Raw genomic sequence first — 20673 nt, forward strand, 5'->3', positions numbered from 1 at the left:
ACGCTCCAATCGTTAAGGCTGGATTTACCTGAGTCGACGTTACTACTATATATTAAACTTTTTGGCCGCCAGAGATACGCACAGTCACGAGACGGGGCCCTGAAAAGCCAAAAAGCCGCCATTCCGGCAAACCGGAATGCGGCTATTATCCAATAGTAAGGAAGATCAGCAGCTCTTGCAATTTCTGCAGGCTATGAACTGCAGGCGGCATTTAATCTCTTTTTGCCATTTCAAATCTCCTACTTTGACGGCAAGACTAAGCAAATCCAGGTAATCATCAACCTTCAGCGACGTCCGGGTAGTGGCCGTGTTCATAAGCGTTCAGTCTCCTTTAAATCAATATTATAGATATGTTTCAATAATGATAATCATTATCACTGAAACCGATATTGTTATTATCCACATTCTACGTCTAAAAATCAATATAAAAAGTGAATTATATCACTTTTAAATGTTACAATTTTAAGCAAGGTGACAAAGAAAGGGATGTATTGAAATGAAAGAAAGGCTTTGAAAGACATAATTACACATTTAAATTGCATTATTTACCGGGGGAAGCAGGAATTCCCCTGATAATTGTCGAACCAAGCTATTGTATGCTTAGCATAATGCTGTTTTTGGAAAATAACCCAAAGGAGAAGTTAGCGATGAAGCGGTGCAAAGTCATCGTCCTGTTTTTCTTTATTCTGCTCCTGCTTTTGCCGGGTGCCGCTCACGCTGCAAGAAAAGAAGTCGCATATAAAGCGGAACTGGATTATCCCCCCTATAAATACATACTGAATGGATATTTGACCGGCTTTGATATTGAGCAGTATTTTTTCAATCATTCGGAAGATTACGCTAAAAGTATGCGCTTGAGGACGATTTCGGGCATTGCCATCGGCTGCTGCTTGCTGGCCGTCGCCGCCTTCCTTCTTAGAATGTATATTAGACATTTGCGCCGGATTATTCGCGCCGAGCAGCAGTTTTTCGAGGATGTAATCGAGCATACGGGCATTCTGGTCTGGGCGGTGCAGGAGGACAAAACGGTGCTGCGCTTGAACAAGTACGGCGAGCGCGTTACCGGCCTGAGTGAACAGGAGATTGTCGGCAAGAGTCTGGATGATGTGGAGGCGAAGGTAGCCGGCGTAGCCAGGCTGAAAGAACTGCTGTACCGGGCGATCGGATATGATTTTGACGGCAATGTGGAATTTCAGATTCCGAACGGAGTCTCGGAGGGAAGATACTTTACGTTTCGGACGATGCTGATCAAAGGCCTCGGCAGCGGGGCCTCTGACGCTTTTGTATTGATTGGCATTGATATCAACGAGTTTAAACGGAATGAGAGGAAGCTTGAGTCGAGCTATGGGAAGCTGGAAGCCACTCACTTGGAACTGGCAGCCGCTAAAGAGGAATTGCAGGACCAGAACGAGAAGCTGAGTTTCAGCGAGCAAAGATTCCGCCTGGCGGTGGAAGCCTCCGGCGCCTTTTTGTGGGAATACAATTACGGGAATCAGAGCAACTGGGTATCGGAGCGCTGGTATGAAGTTATGGGTTATGAACCGGGGGAACTTGATATGTCCGTTGAAACGGTGTTAAGTTTGGTTCATCCCGATGACCGGGAGCGCTCAAGAAAGGCGCGCGACGAGCATTTGGCGGGCCTGACGCCGGTGTATGAAAGTGAATACCGGATGCGAACCAAGGATGGGCGATACTTCTGGTTTGAAGTCAGAGGCAAGGCTCTCGTTGACCGTAACCAAGAAGTGCCGATGTTTCTTGGCTCCCTGATCGACGTAACCAACCGGAAACAAATGGAGCTGAAGCTTAGCGGCAGCTACCAGGAACTTGAAGCAACCTATGAGCAGCTTGCGGCGACGCAGCAGGAGCTTGTGGATCAGTACGGCACCCTGCTGGAGAATCAGAAAAAAATGCACCATCTCGCCTATTATGATTCTTTGAGCCATTTGCCCAACCGTCTTTGTCTGCTGGAGACGATGGAGGAATACTTCCAGCTTCCCGGCGGCAGCGCTGCGCTGTTGTTCGTGGATACGGACAATTTCAAATACATCAATGATACGATGGGCCATAAATTTGGCGATATTCTTATTCGCCAGGTAAGCGAAAAATTGCAGTCGTCCATTGTCCGTGAAGGCAGCATGCTTTCCAGGCTGGGCGGAGATGAATTTGTCGTCTTTATTAAAGATATCAAAGACCGCGAGGAAGTGCTGGCGCTGGCGGAGAGGCTGTTCCAGGAGTTCAAGATACCGTTCCAGATCGGCGAGAGCAGCGTTTATATTTCGGTCAGCATTGGAATCTCCTTCTACCCGGCAGACGGAACTACGACGGAGGAGATTCTCAAAAATGCCGATGTGGCAATGTATCGAGCCAAGGAAGCGGGCAAGGGCATTTTTGTCGTATACGACAAATCGATGCATACCGAGTTCAAAGAACGAATGATGATCGAGAAGCATTTGCGCAGCGCGCTGGACAATGAGGAGTTTGAACTGTTCTACCAGCCGCAGGTCAACCTTCTGACAGGAGACATTTCCGGCTTTGAGGCACTGATTCGCTGGAACAGCCCCGACCTTGGCTTCGTCTCGCCCCTGTCGTTCATCAAGATCGCCGAGGATTCCCGGCTGATCATCCCCATCGGCGAATGGGTACTCCGGCAGGCCTGTCATTTCATGGCCGGGCTATGCCGGCAGCGATATAATGATTACAGAATTGCGGTCAATATTTCGGTTATTCAGCTGCTGCAGGATAATTTTATTCCTTCCGTGCTGGGCATCCTGACCGAAACCGGAATCTCTCCGAAATGCCTGGAGCTGGAGATTACGGAGTCGGTCTTCATGGAGTCGTTCGAACGGATTGTCGACAAGCTGGAGTACTTGCAATCAAAGGGGATTCGAATCGCGCTGGACGATTTTGGAACCGGCTATTCATCGCTTAGCTACCTACAGCAGCTGCCAATCTCCACTCTCAAAATAGACAAGGCCTTTATCGACCCGCTGTCGGAAAATTCGTACAGTCAGTCGTTTATCAAGACGATGGTGTCGCTGGGCCATGAGATGGGGCTGGAAGTAGTGGCGGAAGGCGTAGAGGACCGCAGCCAGCTTGCCTTTCTTAAGAAGACCGGATGCGACAAGGTACAGGGTTATCTGATCAGCAAACCGCTGTCACAGCGGAATACGCAGGATCTGCTTAAGCGCTATGGGCATGACATGGTTTAAGAGACCGGCAATTTTCCGGGATGCCGCAAGCGCCATAGGCCGTCAATAAATGCTGTACATAAGAAGAAACGGCTTCGCCGTCCTCTGGAAGAGGAAGGCATCCGTTTCTCGTAAAAATATCAGGTTAAGGATAAGCGCGAAGCTTATACTTTCTGATATTTTAAAAAAGGGATGCCGATTCAGCCGGAAGTTGAATGGGACATTCCTTTTCGCGGTTTAATGTCTCAATCTATAAAATGACTGTTTTATTCTTGCCCGTCTTCTTAGCTTCGTACAGAGCATCGTCCGCCTTCTGGAACACATGGTTTTTGGATTCGGCGCCCTGGAAATCATGCATGCCGATGCTCACCGTTACCGATTTCCCCTCCATTTCGGGAATCGGCAGATTGGCGATGCCCTTCCGGACCCGCTCTATGATTTCATAGGAGGCCTCAAGCGGTTTGGCGGTCAGTATAATGACAAATTCCTCGCCTCCGTAGCGGGCGGCGAAATCATCGGCGCCGATATGCTCCAGCACCGTCGCCGCGACCTGCCTGAGCGCAATATCTCCCACCCCGTGCCCATAGGTATCGTTTACCTTTTTGAAATTGTCGATATCAAGTATGGCCAGCTGCATCAGGAACCGATTCGACTGCTGATGATCGATCAGCCAACTGAAATATTCGTGAAAGGTTTTATGGTTGTACAGATCCGTCAGAGCATCGATTTTGGACAGGCGGTCCATGATGATATTTTGGATGCGCAAATCCTGCTCTGATTTCTCCGAGTTTTCCAGCGAGCGGATCAAATCCTGTCCCCGGCGGATAACCGCAAATCCCGTCAGTGCGGTTGCCGCAAAAATAATGGAAATCAGAATACTTTCAGACCACACGATATGGTTATGAACGGACGGCAGACTCAGCTGCACTATCATATAAAATAAACTGAATGCCGTCGAGGCGATCAGATAGGAGTTCTTCAGATATATCATGGAAACGAGAAGCGGAAACAGCATAATAAGGAGCGATGCCTGAATATTGGATGGAATGAGTATGGTGATAAATAAAGAAATTACATAGCTTCCAACCATGATGGAGACTTCGCATAATTTCGGCCTCCATTTGTGAATGCCCTCAAGCAGAATAACGACTCCCAAAATAATCAAATCAGGAAGAAGGATGAGGGAATTGAACATTCGGCTGGATGTATGGACAAGCAGCCCAATCCAGAAGGCATTCAGCAGCACACGGTTCCAGTTCAATTGGCGAGGAGTATGCGAAGGATTGAGCATAAGGTGTTCCTCATTTCCAGTAGCGATGTGTATATATTCGACAAGAACCCCCTTTTTTCCTCCCCTATGATGGAAGGGTTGGAATGTTCGGATTTTGTACAAAATCTCACGTAATCATCCAAATAAACATTCGGTTTCATTCAAAAAACACGAATAATCATGTATATCTTCATTGACATATTCGTCTATTTTCGTTAAGATTCTAGTGGTTCAAAAATATTTTTTATTGCAGATGTAAAATCATACTTTCGCGTGAACGCGTACTTGCTGTTCGTATATCCTCAAAGATAAGGTTTGGGGGTCTCTACAGGGAACCGTAAATTCCTGGCTACGGATGGGTGCCTTTGGCTTACCCTGATACCGGCCGGGTTTTTTGTTGTGCCGCCCTTACTTCGCATAATAAATTCGTTTATTGGAGGAACAGATGATTAAATATGATGTAATCGTCGTCGGTGCCGGTCCTGCCGGTATTTTTGCCTGTTATGAGCTGACCCGGAAAGCCCCGCACTGGAAAGTGTTGCTGATAGACAAAGGACATGATATTTATAAGCGGAGATGTCCGATTCTGGAGGGAAAAATTCAGTTCTGTCCGCCGGCTGCCGGCCGCAAGGAGTTTGCCGGATGTCTGCCGGCCTGTTCGGTTACCGCAGGCTTCGGAGGGGCGGGGGCGTACAGCGACGGAAAATTCAACATTACGACCGAATTCGGCGGCTGGATGACGGATTATTTGCCGCCCTCCAGGGTGCTGGATCTGATCCGCTATGTTGATTCCATCAACCTGGAGCACGGAGCGACGGAGATGATCACCGATCCTACGACCGACCCGATCCGGCGCATCGAGCAGCGCGGCTACGCGGCCGGACTCAAGCTGCTGCGGGCGCAGGTGCGCCATCTGGGGACAGAGCAGAACCTGGAGATCCTGAAGTCGATTTACGAATATTTGAGCACCCGCATTGACATGATGTTCAAGACGGAGGTGCAGGACATCGAGACGGTCAGCGAGAACGGCGCTCACCGGGTGACGGGCGTTACGCTGAAGAACGGGGAGACTTACGAGACGGAACTTGCCATGGTCGCTCCGGGACGCGACGGTTCCGCCTGGCTCACGGATGTGCTGAAAAGACACCGGCTCAAAATGTACAACAATCAGGTGGACGTCGGCGTCCGGGTGGAGACCTCGGATGTCGTTATGCAGGAGATCAATGAGCATCTTTATGAAGGCAAATTCATTTTTAATACTTCGGTCGGTACCCGTGTCCGCACGTTCTGCAGCAATCCTTCCGGACATGTCGTCGTGGAGAACCACAGCGGGGTCATGGCGGCGAACGGACACTCGTATAAGGACCCTGCGCTCGGTTCCTCCAACACGAACTTTGCCCTGCTCGTCTCCCATAAATTTACCGAGCCGTTCGACAAGCCTAATGAATATGCGCGCGAGATATGCGAGCGGGCGAACGATCTGTCGAGCGGCGGAGTCATCGTGCAGAAGTACGGCGATATTTTGCGGGGACGCCGCTCCACCGGGACGAGAATCGCCGAAGGCTTCGTCGAGCCCACGCTTAAAGAGGCGGTGCCGGGCGATCTTGGACTTGTGCTCCCGTACAATACAATGAAGAGTCTCATTGAAATGGTGGAGGCGCTGGAAAAGGTAACGCCGGGCATCGCCTCCGAGCATACGCTCTTTTACGGAGTGGAAGCCAAATTTTATTCAGCCCGTCCGAAGCTGTCTGAGACGTTCGAGACGGAAATTTCCGGCCTCTACTGCGGCGGGGACGGAGCAGGCATCACGCGCGGACTGGCCCAGGCGGGCGCGGCGGGCGTCTGGATCGCGCGGGGCATGCTGGATCGGGCCTGAGCGGTTTGATGCGGCAGCAAGTTTGAAGGAAAGCCGATTGTTTCCATTCGGGGAGACAGGGAGAGAAGGTTGGCGTCATCGGCATCGATCTGGCTGTGTAAACGGGCCTGAGGGCTGAGGCCGGAGGATGAATTATAGGAGTACGGCGGGCGCTGCGGGTTCCATTTCCGGGCGCCTATTTTCAAATCCGAGAAGGTTCTTAGTTGGACAAATGACGGGACATCAGCCTATAATGACCGATATATTACCGATTTATTTTAATTATGGGGGCAAGAAAGCGATGCAGTATACGTTCGTCATTCTGCTGCAGCTGTTGGAACGCGCGGCGCTGCTGCTTATGACTTTATTTGTATTGACCCGGGTGCCGCGGTTTAAGGAGATTTTTCAAAAAGGGGCCTACGCTCCGCAGGAGCTGTTCATTCCAACCGTCATTTTCAGCCTGTTCGCCATATTCAGCACGTACAGCGGAATTAAGGTGGAAGGCTCTCTCGTCAATGTGCGAATTGTAGCCATCATGGCGGGCGGCATTCTGTTCGGTCCTTGGGTGGGGCTGATTACCGGTATTATTTCCGGCGTTCACCGGTTTCTGATCGATATCGGCGGCGTCACCTCGGTGCCCTGTCTGATTACCAGCATCGCGACCGGTGTCGTTTCGGGAATCATCTACCGTCACACGTCCGCTGAGCGCCGCTGGCAGGCCGGGATTCTGGCGGGGATGGGCTGCGAAGCGCTGACGATGCTACTGATTCTCGTCATGGCCCATCCGTCGTCGCTCGGCATCGAAATCGTGTCGAAGATTGCCTTTCCGATGATTATGAGCCAGGTCAGCGTCGGACTCATCGTCATGCTTGTCCAGAGTGTGGAAGGGGAGAAGGAGCGGATCGCCGCAAGGCAATCCAAGCTGGCCCTTGATATCGCGAACAAGACGCTTCCCTATTTTCGCAGTATCAATCCGCAGTCTCTGCGCAAAATATGCACGATCATCAAAGAGGACATCGGAGCAGATGCGGTCGCGATTACAGATACCCGGTGGATTCGCGCTTACGTCGGCATCGGGGAAGAGTATTACGCCGAGAAGAACGAGATTATCAGCGATGCCACGAAGATTACGCTGTCCAGCGGGGAAATCACGATCCGCAATAACGATACCGAATACAATCATCAGAATATCAAGTCACTGATCATCATTCCGCTCAAGGAAAAAGGCGAAGTTACCGGCGCACTCAAAATATATTATACGAAAGCCCACAAAATCACGTACTCCCTTCAAGCGATGGCCGTCGGTTTATCCCAGATCATTTCCACGCTGATGGAGGTCTCGAGGGTGGAAGACATCAAGGAGATGGCGAACAAGGCGGAGCTGAAGGCGCTGCAGACCCGAATCAATCCCCATTTTCTGTTCAACGCGCTGAACGCCATCGTCTCCTCCATCCGCATCGACCCTGATAAGGCCCGGGAGCTTATCATCAATCTGTCCGGCTATATGCGGTACAATCTGGAGCTCACGGACGATTTTATCGATATCCGCAAGGAGCTTCAGCAGGTCCGGCATTATGTGGAGATCGAGAAAGCGCGCTTCGGAAGACGTCTTACGGTTCTTTACGATATCGACGACGAGACGGAGGTTCGCATCCCGAGCCTGATTATCCAGCCTTTGGTGGAAAATGCGATTGTACATGGCATACTGAAAGGTCGGGGCGTAGGGACGGTGACGATTTCGGTCAAGGACCGGGGAGACAGCGTGCGGATCGGCATCCGTGACACCGGTGTCGGCATCAGCGAAGAAACGATCCAGAAGGTCTACGGAGGCAGCATGCCGGAGAATAAGATCGGGCTGTTTAATGTCCATCAGCGGGTGAAGCTGATTTATGGCGAGGGACTGACGATTACAAGGCTGGATAAAGGGACGGATATTACTTTTGATGTGAAAAAGGAGAACCGATGAGAGCGATAATCGTAGAGGATGAAGAGCTGGCCAGGCAGGAGCTGGCTTACTTGATTCAAGCGAACAGCAGCATAGAGATTGCCGCCGAGTTCGACGACGGGCTGGATGCGCTGAAATATTTGCAGGCCAAGCAAGTGGATGTGCTGTTTCTCGACATCAATATTCCTTCCGTGGACGGTGTGCTGCTGGCCCAGAATATCAGCAAATTTTCCGTAAAGCCCTATATTGTGTTCATCACCGCGTATAAGGAGCATGCCGCCGAAGCGTTCGAGATCGAGGCTTTCGACTATATTCTGAAGCCTTATAACGAAACACGGATCAAGGGGATGCTGGGCAAGCTGGAGGCGGCCTTTGCGCGCCAGTCCGGCGGCGAAGAGGAGCGTAATCCGGTCAGCAACAAGATCAATCTGTGGAGGAATGAAAAAATCATCGTGGTCGACGCCGACGACATTTACTATGCCTCGGCCCAGGAGAAGACGACGAGCGTGTTTACGCGAAGCGAAGAGTTCTCCATGGGAATCAGCATCAGCGAGTTTCACGGACGGCTGCCGCAGGACCGCTTTTTCCGCTGCCACCGTTCTTTTATCGTCAACCTCTCCAAAATCAAGGAAATTATCCCCTGGTTTAACAATACGTATTTGCTCCGCCTGCGTGATCTCGACTTTGAAGTGCCGGTCAGCCGGAGCAAGGTCAAAGAATTCAGGCAGATTATGCGGCTGTAGAGGCCGTTCATTCCTTCTTTCCGTCATTTCGTTCCGCATTTAATCCGCATTTTTGCAAGCGAGTTACAATAAAGATGCAAAAGGCGCTCATGAACGCGGCCATAACGGAGGAAAGAAGGAAATAACCATGTCGGTAGGAACTAAAGCAAATAACCGTTTTCTAATCGTACTTGGAACCATTATTATGCAGATGGGTCTGGGAACCATTTATACCTGGAGTTTGTTCAACCAGCCGCTCGTAACCAAGTTTGGCTGGCAGCTCAGCTCCGTATCCATTACCTTTTCCATAACGAGCTTTGCGCTGGCATTCGCGACACTCTTCGCGGGCAAGCTTCAGGATAAAATCGGGCTTCGCCGCCTGACAGCCGTGGCGGGTGTTATGCTTGGCCTCGGTCTGATGTACAGCTCGCATGCAAGCTCGCTGCCTATGCTGTACCTGCTGGCGGGAGTCGTTGCCGGGTATGCGGACGGAACGGCGTACATCACTTCGCTGTCGAATCTGATCAAATGGTTCCCGAACCGCAAAGGACTCATCTCGGGAGTATCAGTCGGCGCTTACGGAACGGGCAGCTTAATCTTTAAATATGTGAACGCCCATCTGATCGAATCGGTCGGCGTCTCCCGTGCGTTTCTGTACTGGGGCATGATCGTTATGGCCATGGTCGTCATCGGTTCGCTGCTTGTAAGAGAAGCCTCATCGGCACCGGCCGGAACAGCCAAAACGGCAACGCTTCTCACCCCCCTGGAGAAAAAAGATTACACGGTCGGCGAAATGCTGCGCACGAAGCAAGCCTACCTGCTGTTTACCATCTTCTTCACCGCCTGCATGAGCGGCCTTTATCTGATCGGCATTGTAAAAGACATCGGCGTGAAGCTGGCCGGTCTGGATGTGCAGACTGCGGCCAATGCGGTGGCGATGATCGCCATCTTCAATACGGCCGGACGCCTGATCCTCGGTGCGCTGTCCGACAAAATGAGCCGCCTGAAGCTGGTTGGCGTAACGATGGCTGTTACCGCCGTCGCCACTCTGACTCTCAGCTTCGCGCAGCTGAACTTCGGACTGTTCTTCGCCTGCGTGGCCGCTATCGCCTTCTGCTTCGGCGGCAATATTACCGTCTTTCCGGCAATTGCCAGCGACTTCTTCGGCCTGAAGAACCATAACAAGAACTATGGCATCATCTATCAAGGGTTCGGCATCGGGGCATTGTCCGGTTCGTTCATCGCCGCTTTCCTGGGCGGATTCAAACCAACCTTCGTCACGATTGGCGTGCTGTGCCTGATTTCCTGCCTGATCGCCGTTATGCTGAAGCCGCCGGTTAATGCCCGCAAGGAACGGAAGCGGAATCCGGAGATACCGGGCCGCACAGCGTACGAACAGATTTCTTAAGGAAGCAATTGCCATGCGGCTTCGGCTGAAAGGCGTGACTTCATATAGTTTTGAGTAAGGCTTTAAGCAAGGTTTCGAGTGATGTCGGAAACAACAAGACTGCCCAAACAAAATGGTTTTACCTCCGAAAAGAATAGAAAAGGGCGGCAAAAGCGTAAAGAGACTGTTCCGCGGGTCATCATAGACCTGAGGGAGCAGTCTTTTCGTATGCTCTTTTCTAAAATTTAACTCACATTAACCGATAATGGTGCTGTCTTCGTCACTTTTGTATTCTAATATATCTCCAGGCTGACATTCTAAAGCCTTACAAATCGCCTCTAAAGTGGATAATCGAACCGCTTTTGCCTTTCCATTTTTCAATATAGAAAGGTTAGCCATTGTTATTCCAACCCTCTCCGAAAGTTCTGTTACGCTCATTTTTCTTTTAGCCAACATCACATCAATATTGATTATAATCGCCATTGTTTTCACCTCAGACCGTCAAATCATTTTCTGATTTTATATCTATAGCCTCTTTTAAAAGCTTTTGGAGAACAGCAGCAAAAACGGCAATCACCATGGAGGCAAAAATCAAGACCATTCCGATGACTATGATACCTGGGGCATCGTCTCTCTCCGCCATGAGATAGAAGAGCGGCATGCCTGCCACAAACAAGCCACTGATTGTGATTGCGCAATATTTTATATTTTTTAAAGCCCGTACAGATAATTCCGAGAAAGCTTTGTTCTTGTCAACGTAGCTTAAAAGTTTAAAAGCTTGATACAGAGCAAAGTAAAAAGGTAACGCCGCTGCATACAAATCAATGAAAACGAGATATTTGATATACGTATAATCAGGATACAATTCTGCTGCAAAATTCGCTATCTCAGGCACCAAAAATATGCACAAAGCAAGAACTGGGATTCCAATAAGAATAACAGCTACATTTAAAAAGAGTGTTGTTCCTCGTTCCATAAAAAGCCCCTCACTTATTATTAAATTTAGTTTGACTTTAACACAAAACTTATCGTTTTACAATAAATAATTACTGATATTAAATATATTGTTGTTATGATTTAGCATGTCCGAATCCAAGCTCGGGCCTTTCGTAAGAGAGCATTATAACATCGCGACTATCCGTTAAGTGGTAAAATAATCAAATTGGAAGGGGGGCGCATATGCCTTATTGTCCAACAGGAAAAGCAGAACTTTATTATGAAGATTTAGGGGAAGGAAAGCCTATTTGTAATGATCCATGGAGGAACTTGACGACTTCAGCTCGGTTGGAGTCGTTCTCAATGAATATACTTGGAACCGCTATAATGAAGAGATTTTATCCGGCTGCCGCTTGGCGGACGAAGCGTTTCTGGGGAGGATCAAAACCCGGTCAGGATGCCTCAAACCTATTTGATAAGTATACGAGGACATCCTTTGCGGTCCTGGACCGTGCAGGACATAATCTGCAAATCGAGCAGCCGGGGCTGTTCAACGCCTTAATGCATGAGTGGCTCGACAGGGTGGAAGAGAACGGGATAAAGTAAACGGCAAAGAGCTTTAAGGGAACGAAACATGCAGCCGCAGCCGCCTTCTTGGCCCTTTCTTGCAGCGGATATGCATTAAACGGAGGATAGTTGAAGAATGGAGAGCCATGGAAGGATAATCGAAAAACAACAGTCTTATTTTACCAGCGGGGCAACCAAAGAACTAAGTTATCGGATCGACGCGCTTCACCGCCTAAAAGCGGGTATAAAAGGGCATGAAAGGCAGCTGCTCAACGCTTTAAAAAGTGATCTGAACAAATCGGAATTCGAAGCTTACTCTACGGAAATCGGAATCGTTCTTGAGGAAATCGGATTTACGCTGAAGCATTTGCGGGCATGGGCCAAGCCGCGTAAAGTAAAGACGCCGATCACTCATTTTGGCACCAAAGGGTTCATTTATTCCGAACCGTACGGCGTCAGCCTGATTCTCGCTCCCTGGAATTATCCGTTCCAATTGGCGGTGGCTCCTTTGGTCGGAGCGATTGCCGCGGGAAACTGCGCGGTCCTGAAGCCGTCCGAATTAACCCCGAGGACTTCGGAGACGATCTCAGAGATTATCCGTGCAAGCTTTCAGGAAGAGTATGTTTCCGTCATCCAGGGCGGAATCGAAACAAGCGAGGCGCTGCTGAAGGAGAAGTTTGACTATATCTTTTTTACCGGGAGCGTTCCTGTCGGGAAGATCGTTATGGAAGCCGCCGCACGGCATCTGACACCGGTCACCTTGGAGCTTGGAGGAAAAAGCCCCTGCATCGTCCATGAAGACGCCAATCTCAAGCTGGCCGCCAAACGCATTGCCTGGGGGAAATTCATGAACGCCGGACAAACCTGCGTTGCGCCCGATTATATCTATGTCCATCAAAGCGTCAAGGACCGATTCCTGAGTGAATTGAGAGACGCGGTAAAAGAGCTGTACGGGGAACGGCCTCTGCTGAATCCGGGTTATACGAGAGTGGTCAGCAGGAGGCATTTTGACCGGCTTGAGGCGTTTCTGGGCAATGGGACAACGCTGTTTGGCGGAGGAACGGACAAGGAAAATCTAACGATTGAACCGACCGTCCTGGAGGATATCGGCTGGGAACATCCCGTGATGAAGGAGGAAATCTTCGGGCCCATCCTTCCAGTGTTGCGATACCAGCATCTGTCCGAGGCGGCTTACGGAATTCGCAACCAGCCGGGTCCGCTTGCGCTGTATTTGTTCACGGAAAGCAAGAGTGTGCAGGAGGAGGTGCTGAAGAGCGTTTCCTTCGGCGGCGGATGCATCAATGACACCGTGTATCATATCGTGTCTCCGTATCTGCCGTTTGGGGGAGTAGGGAACAGCGGGATGGGAGCGTATCACGGACAAGCGGGGTTTGACACCTTCTCGCACCGCAAGAGCGTTCTGAAGCAGACGACACGTTTCGATCTGCCTTTCCGGTACCCGAATCGGAAGAACGGGCTTAAGCAGATCAAGCGGTTCTTGAAATGAAGGCACAGTAACCTGATTTTTAACGGGAAAAGCTCCAGGTAAATCTTTTGAAATTAATGAAACTGTGCAGTTAACGGGAAAAGCTCCAGCTAACCTGTCCCCAATTCGCCTATTAGGAGCAATTCGGGAGAAATAGCTGGAGCTTTGCCGTATATTTAACGATTTGCGCGATAATCCACGCGATTAGGCGGAGGTTTTCCATCTAATCAGAAAAAAGGCTCGGACACGAAGAGTTCCAAGCCGGAAGGCTTGGCGCGTTCAGCCCTCCAGCAGCAGCGCTTCCGGGTCCTCCAGCAGTTCCTTGACCTTGACGAGAAAGCTTACCGCTTCCGAGCCGTCAACGATCCGGTGGTCGTAGGACAAGGCGATGTACATCATCGGCCGGTTGACCGTCGTTTCTTCGTCGATGGCGATCGGGCGGAGCTGGATCTTGTGCATGCCCAGAATGCCGACCTGCGGAGCATTCAGGATCGGCGTTGACATGAGGGACCCGAATACGCCGCCGTTGGTAATCGTAAAGGTGCCGCCCTGAAGGTCGGAGAGGGCGAGCGTATTGGCGCGGGCTTTGGACGCAAGTTCAGCGATCTGCCGCTCGATTTGCGGGAAGCTGAGCCGGTCGGCGTCCCGGACCACAGGCACGACAAGGCCCTCCTTGGCGGATACGGCAATGCCGATGTCGTAATATTTCTTGATCAGGAGGTCCTCGCCCTCGATTTCCGCATTGAGCAGCGGATACGCCTTGAGCGCGCCGACCACCGCCTTGGTGAAGAAGGACATGAAGCCGAGGCCGATGTCATGCTTCTCCTTGAAGGTATCCTTGCGGCGTTTGCGGATATCCAGAATCGCGGTCATGTCCACCTCATTGAAGGTGGTCAGCATGGCCGCCGTATGCTGCGCCTCCACCAGGCGGCTGGCAATCGTCAGCCGTCTGCGTGACATGCGCTTGCGCTCTGTCTCTTTGCCGTCCGCCGCCTTACCCGGCGGCGGCGTGCTGCCGGCCGGCGCGCTCTGCGGCGCGGCCGGGGCCGGGATCGGCGCAGCGGGCACCGCTGCTGCGCCATGGCCCTTCACATCGGCCTGGCCAATCCGGCCGATGGGATCGCGCGCGCCGACCTCGGCGAGGTCGATGCCGCGCTCGCGCGCGAGCTTGCGCGCACCCGGCGAAGCCAGGTACGCGGCGCCGTTCTCGGCGGCCTGACCCTCGGGGGCCGCTGCCGGAGCGGCAGCCGCGGGCTGCGCTGCCGCGGTTTCTGCGGGCGGCTGCGCTGTCGGCTGAGCCTCCGCAGCCGGTGGCTTGCCGCCTGCGGGAGCGCCGCCGCCGAGCCTTCCGATCACTTCGCCGACCGCGACATTCTCCCCGGCTCCCCGCAAAATCGCGGAAATGACGCCGCCCTCCTCGGCGCTGATTTCCAGGTTGACCTTATCCGTTTCCAGCTCGGCCAGCACGTCCCCCTGGCCGACGGTATCGCCTTCTTTTACATGCCACTTATAGATTGTACCTTCAGTAATGGATTCGCCCAAATCGGGCACTTTAATTTCAGACACAGGCCGCTACCTCCCCAAAGTGTGGATTTCTGCTATCGTGACACCGTCTCGGAAGGAGACGGCACAGCCGCTTTTGCTTGCGAGTTCAAATTCAGGGCCTCAGTGACGATTCTCCGCTGCTCGAAGCTGTGGACGTCCGCGTATCCGCTCGCCGGGCTTGAGCGTTCCGGACGGCCGATATACCGGACGCCGGTATGGGCCGGCGCAATGGCGCGCAGCCGCGGCTCGGCGTAGCTCCAGGCGCCCATGTTCTTCGGCTCTTCCTGTACCCAGACGATTTCCTGAAGGGAGCCGAAAGAGCTGAGATGGGCGGCCAGCTCGCGCTCGGGGAACGGATACAGCTGTTCCAGACGCAAAATGTGCAGCCATGACCAGTCTCTGCCCTGGGCCGCTTCCAGCTCGGTCTCCAAATCAATGGCGATTTTGCCGCTGCATACGACCAGCCGCTTGACTTCGCCCGGCTTTTGTCCAAGCAGCGGTTCAGGGAATACGGCTTCGAACTGACTGGATGCCAGCTCCATACCGGAGGAAGCGCTGCGCGGGTTGCGGATCAGGCTCTTCGGCGTCATAATGACGAGCGGTCTGGCGTCCGCCTGCCCGCACAGCGAAGCCTGACGGCGGAGCAGATGGAAGTATTGCGCCGCGCTGGTCAGGTTAGCGACCGTCCAGTTCTCCTCGGCCGACAGCTGCAAATAACGTTCCATTCTGCCGCTGGAATGCTCCGGTCCCTGGCCTTCGTAGCCATGGGGCAGCAGGATGGTTAAATTGCTGCGCTGGGTCCATTTGGCCCGTCCGGCGGAGATGAACTGGTCGAAAATGACCTGCGCGGCATTGGCGAAATCGCCGTACTGCGCTTCCCACAGCACGAAGGTCTCCGGCGCGAACACATTGTAGCCGTACTCGTAGCCGAGCACCGAAGCTTCCGACAGCGGGCTGTTATACACCCCGAAGGAAGCGCGGGCGTCCTCAAGCTGGTGAAGCGGGGCGAAGAGCGCTCCGCTGTCGCTGTCATGAAGCACGAGATGCCGCTGGGAGAAGGTGCCGCGCTGCGCGTCCTGGCCGCTCAGCCGGATCGGCGTCCCGTCCTGCAGAATCGTGGCGAAGGCGAGCGTTTCGGCCAGCGCCCAGTCCACCTTTTCCCCGTCATTCAGCAGGTCCTTGCGCCGCTGCAAAATGCGCTGCAGCTTCGGATATACCTTGAAACCGTCCGGAACGGACAAAAGCTGGCGGTTAATGCTTTGCAGTCGGCCCAGCGGCACGGCGGTTGCGGGCGTCCGGCTTTCCCCGGTCTGCACGGCGACCGCAGCTTTGACTTCGCCGTTCTTCTGCTTGCCCTCCTTCATCCGCTCGTAAGCCTGCTGAAGCACGTTCTCCGCTTCACCGCTCATCTTCGCCACCTCTTCAAGAGTGACGAGCTTCTCGTGTTCCAGCCGCTGCGCATAAATCCGGTAAACGGTAGGGTGATTCTTCACCTTGCCGTAAACAATCGGCTGGGTCATTTCCGGGTCGTCCATTTCATTATGTCCGTGTCTGCGGTAGCCGACAAGATCGATGAGGAAATCTTTTTTGAACAGACTGCGGTAAGCGCTGGCCAGACGGACGGCGGCGATGCAAGCTTCCGGGTCGTCGGCATTGACGTGAACGATCGGAATTTCATAGCCTTTGGCAAGATCGCTCGCGTAGTGCGTGGAACGGGAATCCTCGCTCTCCGTTGTAAAGCCGATGCGGTTATTGACGATGATGTGGATCGTTCCGCCATTCTGGTACCCGTTAAGCTTGCCGATGTTCAGCGTCTCGGCCACAATTCCTTCGCCGGGGAAGGCGGCGTCTCCGTGCATCAGTACGGCCATGGCCTTGTTCGTGTCCAGCCCAGGCAGCCCCGGAGCACTGCGGTCTTCCTGGGCCGCGCGCGTAAAGCCTTCCACGACCGGGTTGACGAACTCCAGATGGCTCGGATTGTTAGCGAGCGTCAGACGGGCGCGTACGGTCTCGCCTTCGTGCACCGCACGGTCGGCGCCCAGATGGTATTTCACGTCTCCGGTCCAGCCGTAGTTGATGCCCATGGAGCCTTCGGACGGGAACAGCTCCTTGTTCGGAGAGTGATGGAATTCGGAGAAAATAATATCGTAAGGTTTCCCCAAAATATGTGCGAGCACATTCAAACGGCCCCGGTGAGCCATGCCCATCAGGATATGTTCCGCGCCGTCATGCGCGGCCGCCCGGACGATCTCGTCCAGCATCGGAACCAGCACGTCGGTGCCTTCCAGGCTGAACCGTTTCTGGCCGACGAACGTCTTGTGCAGGAAGGTCTCGAAATATTCCACCTCGATCAGCCGGTTCAGCAGAGCTTTGCGCTCCGCCGCCGTCAGCGGGGCGGGGGAGGTAGCCGATTCGGCCTGGTTGTTCAGCCAGCGGAGCTCGCGCTCGTCGTGGACATGGCCGAACTCGTAGGCGATCGTCTTGGTATAAGCTTGGCGCATCCGGTGATAAGCGTCCCAGCCTGTCTGCACATCCTGCGGAGCGTTCTCCCAGAGGAGCGAGGCCGGCAGGGCCAGCAAATCCTCGCGCGTAAGTTCATAAGTCTCGGGGTTTAGCCATTTGGCCATGGAATCATGGTCGGGCTCCAGCGGGTCGATATCGGCTGCCAGGTGGCCAAAAATGCGGATGTTCGCGATCAGCTTGGAGGCTCTGACCGCTTTTCGGAGCCAGTCGGTATCTCCGGACAGCGAAGGTCCGGGGGTTCTGGCGGCCTCGGATGTCAGCGGAGGGGGGCCATAGATGGCGAAGAGTTCGCGGTAGTGGGCTTCGACGGAAGAAGGATCTCCGGCGAACTGTTCGTATTTTTCCTGGATGTAACCCAGATTGGGACCGTAATACCTGCTCCAAACGGATTCGTTGTAGGACTCATTGGCTGACATAAAAACATCCTCCTAACGGGTAAACTCCAAAGGGCGCCGAAAGACAGCCGGCTTAAGGAGCTGCAATGATTACGTTTTCATTCTATAACAATGCTAGCCGATTATAAAGTTATTGCTTCATCCTATTGTGCTACTTTCAATATATGTAATCAAGTCAACCTTTCGTCCAATCCGTTCGAAAAAAGGCATGATTAATAATGCTTGTCTTCTCTTTGCCGCTCAGACCGAACAGGAGGCGATAAATTCTGATTATCGGGCCTAAATAACTATATAAATATTTTTTGGCATTCAAAAAATATGATTAGGGGACTTGAAAAACGGGTATGTGTAATCTATAGTCCTTATATACTACAAGCTTCCAAGGTCATACATAAATGAAAGCGGTTGCTATATTTGGATCATTATTTCATCCCGGTTTGATTTTCCCTTCCGCGCAATTTATAAGATTTCCAATATTCGACACACTTTTGGCCAAGTCTTTTGTATAATATCCTTGCAACCTCAATACAATGAAGATCGGAACCAGATCCTTAAAACAAGGGTCCAGTAAAAGGTAAACTTGCTGAAAGGCAGGGGCACAAAGTCTCGGGTCTAAGGTGTTTTTTGAAACTACGACGGCCGGACTGCCTGGGGACAAAAATCTTAGGAGGAGATTTTTTGGATAAGTCCAACCAGGGGGAAATCGGAGAACTGCAGACGGTAGATCTTGATATGGAATGGGTATATTTGCTTCTGAAAGCAAAGAAGCAAGGGATTCATGCGGATGAAATTCGTCGGTTCTTCAATGACAGGACACTGAAGGCTATGTAGGGTAAGGGTCTGAAGACATTATTAAATCATAGTGAGAGAGGCCATGGCGGCGCGGCGTCATGGCCTCTTTATGTAAATATAAGAATTTTCAAGCTACGAGCCTGCAATTCTTATATTTCTACAAGAAACGTAGTTGCGTCCTGCAGGGACGCCGTCAGGCGTTTCTTCTTGTGAATAAATTGTGGTTTTATTGTTCCTTTTGATCAAGCCGCCACTTCTGGTAATCCAGAAACTCCTTGAACTCGCGTTTGCTGACACCCGAGGACATAGCCTCCTGAACCAGCTTGAACCATTCCGAATCCAGCGGTTCCTCCTGCGTATCGGAAAGCTCTCCATAGAGAAGAATGTGAACGGGAACGTCCAGAGCTTCGGCAATTTTTTCGATGAATTGGATAGAGGGGTTGGATTGGATGTTGCGTTCAACATTGCTTAAGTACGATTTGGCCACATCCGCCTTGCCTGCGAGTTCGGATAAGGATAATCCCTTCTCGAGGCGGAGCTGCTGAATGTGCTGTCCTATGTTATCTGGCACGACGAGTTACGCCCCCCTCCTTGCTTTTTTGTACTAGTATAGCAAACGTCCGCAGACATGGCAAAACCGGCATTTCCCAGATTTGTACGAGAAATCCGAAAGCTGCCGGCCGACTAACCGTTAATTTATAAAATGATGATTCCCGCGCCGCTGCGCCCGCGAAGGGTCAAGGCAAACGCACACCCCGGGAACTGACATACAGGTCATACCATTCCTTGCGGGTAAGCTCCAGCTTGTCCGCGCCTTCGCAGGCAGCGATGCGCTTCGGAGTTACCGTTCCGATGACAGGCTGAATCGCGGCAGGATGCGTCATCAGCCAGGAAAGGACGACAGCCTCGGGAGTTGTCCCTTTTTCCTCGGCCAGCGTTTGGACAAGGCGGGCGGTGCTGCGGACCGTTTCCGGTTCTCCATCCCCGAGCGGACGTCCGCTGTATTTGCCTTGGGCAAGCGGTCCCCAGGCCTGAAGCTGGATATTCTCCAGCCTGCAGTGCTCAATCGTCCCTTCGGGCATGCCGTGGGCTTTCCAGGCCTCCTGGTTCACGCTCACGACCGAATCGAGCCAAAAGATTTTCTCCAGGCTCATTTCCAGCTGATTGACGACAAATGGCTCGTCACTGTATGCCTGTAGCAGCTTGATTTGCCCTTCGCTCATATTGGACACGCCGAAATGCCGCACCTTGCCGGATTCCTTCAGAAGGCGGAGGGCTTCACCCACCTCTTCGGGGTCCATCAGCGGATCGGGCCGGTGCAGCAGCAAAATATCGAGATATTCGGCTCCGAGACGCGACAGAATACCATCCACACTGCTCAGGATATGGCTCTTGGAAAAATCGAACACATTGGAACTTTCGCCCGGTTCCGCCAGCTTGATGCCGCACTTCGATTGAAGAATGATACTCTCACGCAGCTCCGGACGTTCTTTAAGAACGGCGCCGAATACCTTTTCCGCTTTGCCGCGAGTATAAATATCGGCGTGGTCAAACATATTGATGCCGATAGAGAGCGCCGCTTCGACAGCTTCATGTCCTTCCTTGATGTGCTCTTCGGTAATCGGCTCGCGGTCCCAGCCTCCGCCAAGGCCCATACAGCCCAGGACCAGCCGGCTTGCGGGGATTCCGCGTTTGTTTAGTGGCAACGTTTTCAATACGATCCCTCCGTCATTGTGATTGATGACATCAAGGATATTGTACAACTTTAAAAGCCGGTGTGGTACTTTTTATCACTGGAGGAGCGGTGCTTGGTCGCTTCTTTATCCGGCTCCTCCTGCTTTTCCAATTTCAGATCCTCAACGGGAATCGGGTCCGAATGCAGCTCGTCCTCATGGAGGTCGAACAGACTCGGATTGTCCGTCGGATACTGCTCGGGATGATCCCGCCGGTTGCCTTTCAGTCCTTTTGCGGCAGCTTCGCCCTGCGGGGAGGTGTTGTCATCGGCCATTAGTGAACGCCTCGCTTTCTAAAAGGGAAGTTGTCCCTTAATAACCGCTTTAGG

At 52.3% G+C, this 20673-nt stretch carries 17 protein-coding genes and 2 riboswitches; of the genes, 8 read left to right on the forward strand and 9 right to left on the reverse strand.

The window, feature by feature from the left end; all coding sequences use genetic code 11:
• Positions 1–165: 165 nt before the first annotated feature.
• The gene (locus tag EH198_RS24700) at positions 166–315 is read right to left on the reverse strand and encodes a hypothetical protein (protein ID WP_185702897.1); all 150 of its coding nucleotides are present in this window, start codon (positions 313–315) and stop codon (positions 166–168) included.
• 332 nt (positions 316–647) lie between these two features.
• Here EH198_RS24700 and EH198_RS14370 point away from each other — a divergent pair, with 332 nt between their 5' ends.
• Positions 648–3209 (forward strand): sensor domain-containing protein, encoded by a 2562-nt coding sequence (locus EH198_RS14370; RefSeq protein ID WP_185702898.1) that lies wholly within the window; start codon positions 648–650, stop codon positions 3207–3209.
• Between the two features lie 229 nt (positions 3210–3438).
• Here EH198_RS14370 and EH198_RS14375 read toward each other — a convergent pair whose 3' ends face one another.
• Positions 3439–4479 (reverse strand): GGDEF domain-containing protein, encoded by a 1041-nt coding sequence (locus EH198_RS14375; protein ID WP_124696214.1) that lies wholly within the window; start codon positions 4477–4479, stop codon positions 3439–3441.
• A gap of 251 nt (positions 4480–4730) precedes the next feature.
• Positions 4731–4830: riboswitch (purine riboswitch) on the forward strand.
• Between the two features lie 73 nt (positions 4831–4903).
• Here EH198_RS14375 and EH198_RS14380 point away from each other — a divergent pair.
• From EH198_RS14380 to EH198_RS14395, 4 genes are all read left to right on the forward strand, one after another.
• Positions 4904–6334 (forward strand): NAD(P)/FAD-dependent oxidoreductase, encoded by a 1431-nt coding sequence (locus tag EH198_RS14380; RefSeq protein WP_124696215.1) that lies wholly within the window; start codon positions 4904–4906, stop codon positions 6332–6334.
• A 280-nt stretch (positions 6335–6614) separates the two neighbouring features.
• Positions 6615–8279, forward strand: a complete 1665-nt coding sequence (locus tag EH198_RS14385; RefSeq protein WP_185702900.1) for a sensor histidine kinase — start codon at positions 6615–6617, stop codon at positions 8277–8279.
• Positions 8276–9001 carry a LytR/AlgR family response regulator transcription factor gene (locus EH198_RS14390; protein WP_124696216.1) on the forward strand — a complete coding sequence of 242 codons (726 nt, stop codon included), beginning with the start codon at positions 8276–8278 and terminating at the stop codon, positions 8999–9001. The genes EH198_RS14385 and EH198_RS14390 overlap by 4 nt, the downstream gene beginning before the upstream one ends.
• 127 nt (positions 9002–9128) lie before the next feature.
• Positions 9129–10388 carry an L-lactate MFS transporter gene (locus EH198_RS14395; protein WP_124696217.1) on the forward strand — a complete coding sequence of 420 codons (1260 nt, stop codon included), beginning with the start codon at positions 9129–9131 and terminating at the stop codon, positions 10386–10388.
• Positions 10389–10622: 234 nt separating this feature from the next.
• Here EH198_RS14395 and EH198_RS14400 read toward each other — a convergent pair whose 3' ends face one another.
• Together EH198_RS14400 and EH198_RS14405 are read right to left on the reverse strand one after the other, a co-directional pair.
• On the reverse strand, positions 10623–10850 hold the full coding sequence (locus EH198_RS14400; RefSeq protein WP_124693519.1) for a helix-turn-helix domain-containing protein: 228 nt from the start codon (positions 10848–10850) through the stop codon (positions 10623–10625).
• Positions 10851–10860: 10 nt separating this feature from the next.
• A complete protein-coding gene (locus EH198_RS14405; RefSeq protein WP_124696218.1) occupies positions 10861–11343 on the reverse strand; it encodes a DUF2975 domain-containing protein in 483 nt (160 codons plus the stop codon).
• Positions 11344–11666: 323 nt separating this feature from the next.
• Here EH198_RS14405 and EH198_RS24705 point away from each other — a divergent pair, with 323 nt between their 5' ends.
• Positions 11667–11909 carry an alpha/beta fold hydrolase gene (locus tag EH198_RS24705; RefSeq protein WP_185702899.1) on the forward strand — a complete coding sequence of 81 codons (243 nt, stop codon included), beginning with the start codon at positions 11667–11669 and terminating at the stop codon, positions 11907–11909.
• A 97-nt stretch (positions 11910–12006) separates the two neighbouring features.
• Positions 12007–13377, forward strand: a complete 1371-nt coding sequence (locus EH198_RS14415; protein WP_124696219.1) for an aldehyde dehydrogenase — start codon at positions 12007–12009, stop codon at positions 13375–13377.
• Positions 13378–13635: 258 nt separating this feature from the next.
• On the opposite strand, the gene odhB is transcribed toward EH198_RS14415, so the two are convergent.
• Entirely contained in the window at positions 13636–14922 is a 1287-nt protein-coding gene (gene odhB, locus EH198_RS14420; RefSeq protein ID WP_124696220.1) for a 2-oxoglutarate dehydrogenase complex dihydrolipoyllysine-residue succinyltransferase, read from the reverse strand.
• A gap of 32 nt (positions 14923–14954) precedes the next feature.
• A complete protein-coding gene (locus EH198_RS14425) occupies positions 14955–17840 on the reverse strand; it encodes a 2-oxoglutarate dehydrogenase E1 component (RefSeq protein WP_124696221.1) in 2886 nt (961 codons plus the stop codon).
• A gap of 542 nt (positions 17841–18382) precedes the next feature.
• A riboswitch (cyclic di-GMP riboswitch) is annotated at positions 18383–18471 on the forward strand.
• A gap of 26 nt (positions 18472–18497) precedes the next feature.
• On the opposite strand from EH198_RS14425, the gene EH198_RS14430 reads away from it, so the two are divergent.
• The gene (locus EH198_RS14430) at positions 18498–18650 is read left to right on the forward strand and encodes an anti-repressor SinI family protein (protein ID WP_124696222.1); all 153 of its coding nucleotides are present in this window, start codon (positions 18498–18500) and stop codon (positions 18648–18650) included.
• A 187-nt stretch (positions 18651–18837) separates the two neighbouring features.
• On the opposite strand, the gene EH198_RS14435 is transcribed toward EH198_RS14430, so the two are convergent.
• The 3 genes from EH198_RS14435 to EH198_RS14445 all read right to left on the reverse strand — a co-directional run bounded on the left by EH198_RS14435 (position 18838) and on the right by EH198_RS14445 (position 20619).
• Entirely contained in the window at positions 18838–19182 is a 345-nt protein-coding gene (locus tag EH198_RS14435) for a helix-turn-helix domain-containing protein (protein ID WP_124696223.1), read from the reverse strand.
• 166 nt (positions 19183–19348) lie between these two features.
• Complete coding sequence (locus tag EH198_RS14440) at positions 19349–20326, reverse strand: aldo/keto reductase (RefSeq protein ID WP_221621521.1); 978 nt, start codon at positions 20324–20326, stop codon at positions 19349–19351.
• Between the two features lie 50 nt (positions 20327–20376).
• Complete coding sequence (locus EH198_RS14445) at positions 20377–20619, reverse strand: hypothetical protein (RefSeq protein WP_246014312.1); 243 nt, start codon at positions 20617–20619, stop codon at positions 20377–20379.
• Between the last annotated feature and the right edge of the window lie 54 nt (positions 20620–20673).

This window comes from Paenibacillus rhizophilus, from assembly GCF_003854965.1.
Taxonomy (GTDB): Bacteria; Bacillota; Bacilli; order Paenibacillales; family Paenibacillaceae; genus Paenibacillus_AQ; species Paenibacillus_AQ rhizophilus.

Coding starts and splice junctions, on each gene's coding strand:
- EH198_RS14375 (WP_124696214.1), bottom strand. CDS start 4,479: ATGCTCAATCCTTCGCATACTCCTCGCCAATTGAACTGGAACCGTGTG.
- EH198_RS14415 (WP_124696219.1), top strand. CDS start 12,007: ATGGAGAGCCATGGAAGGATAATCGAAAAACAACAGTCTTATTTTACC.
- EH198_RS14445 (WP_246014312.1), bottom strand. CDS start 20,619: ATGGCCGATGACAACACCTCCCCGCAGGGCGAAGCTGCCGCAAAAGGA.
- EH198_RS14390 (WP_124696216.1), top strand. CDS start 8,276: ATGAGAGCGATAATCGTAGAGGATGAAGAGCTGGCCAGGCAGGAGCTG.
- EH198_RS14405 (WP_124696218.1), bottom strand. CDS start 11,343: ATGGAACGAGGAACAACACTCTTTTTAAATGTAGCTGTTATTCTTATT.
- EH198_RS14400 (WP_124693519.1), bottom strand. CDS start 10,850: ATGGCGATTATAATCAATATTGATGTGATGTTGGCTAAAAGAAAAATG.
- EH198_RS14425 (WP_124696221.1), bottom strand. CDS start 17,840: ATGTCAGCCAATGAGTCCTACAACGAATCCGTTTGGAGCAGGTATTAC.
- EH198_RS14395 (WP_124696217.1), top strand. CDS start 9,129: ATGTCGGTAGGAACTAAAGCAAATAACCGTTTTCTAATCGTACTTGGA.
- EH198_RS24705 (WP_185702899.1), top strand. CDS start 11,667: ATGAATATACTTGGAACCGCTATAATGAAGAGATTTTATCCGGCTGCC.
- EH198_RS14385 (WP_185702900.1), top strand. CDS start 6,615: ATGCAGTATACGTTCGTCATTCTGCTGCAGCTGTTGGAACGCGCGGCG.
- EH198_RS14380 (WP_124696215.1), top strand. CDS start 4,904: ATGATTAAATATGATGTAATCGTCGTCGGTGCCGGTCCTGCCGGTATT.
- EH198_RS14370 (WP_185702898.1), top strand. CDS start 648: ATGAAGCGGTGCAAAGTCATCGTCCTGTTTTTCTTTATTCTGCTCCTG.
- EH198_RS24700 (WP_185702897.1), bottom strand. CDS start 315: ATGAACACGGCCACTACCCGGACGTCGCTGAAGGTTGATGATTACCTG.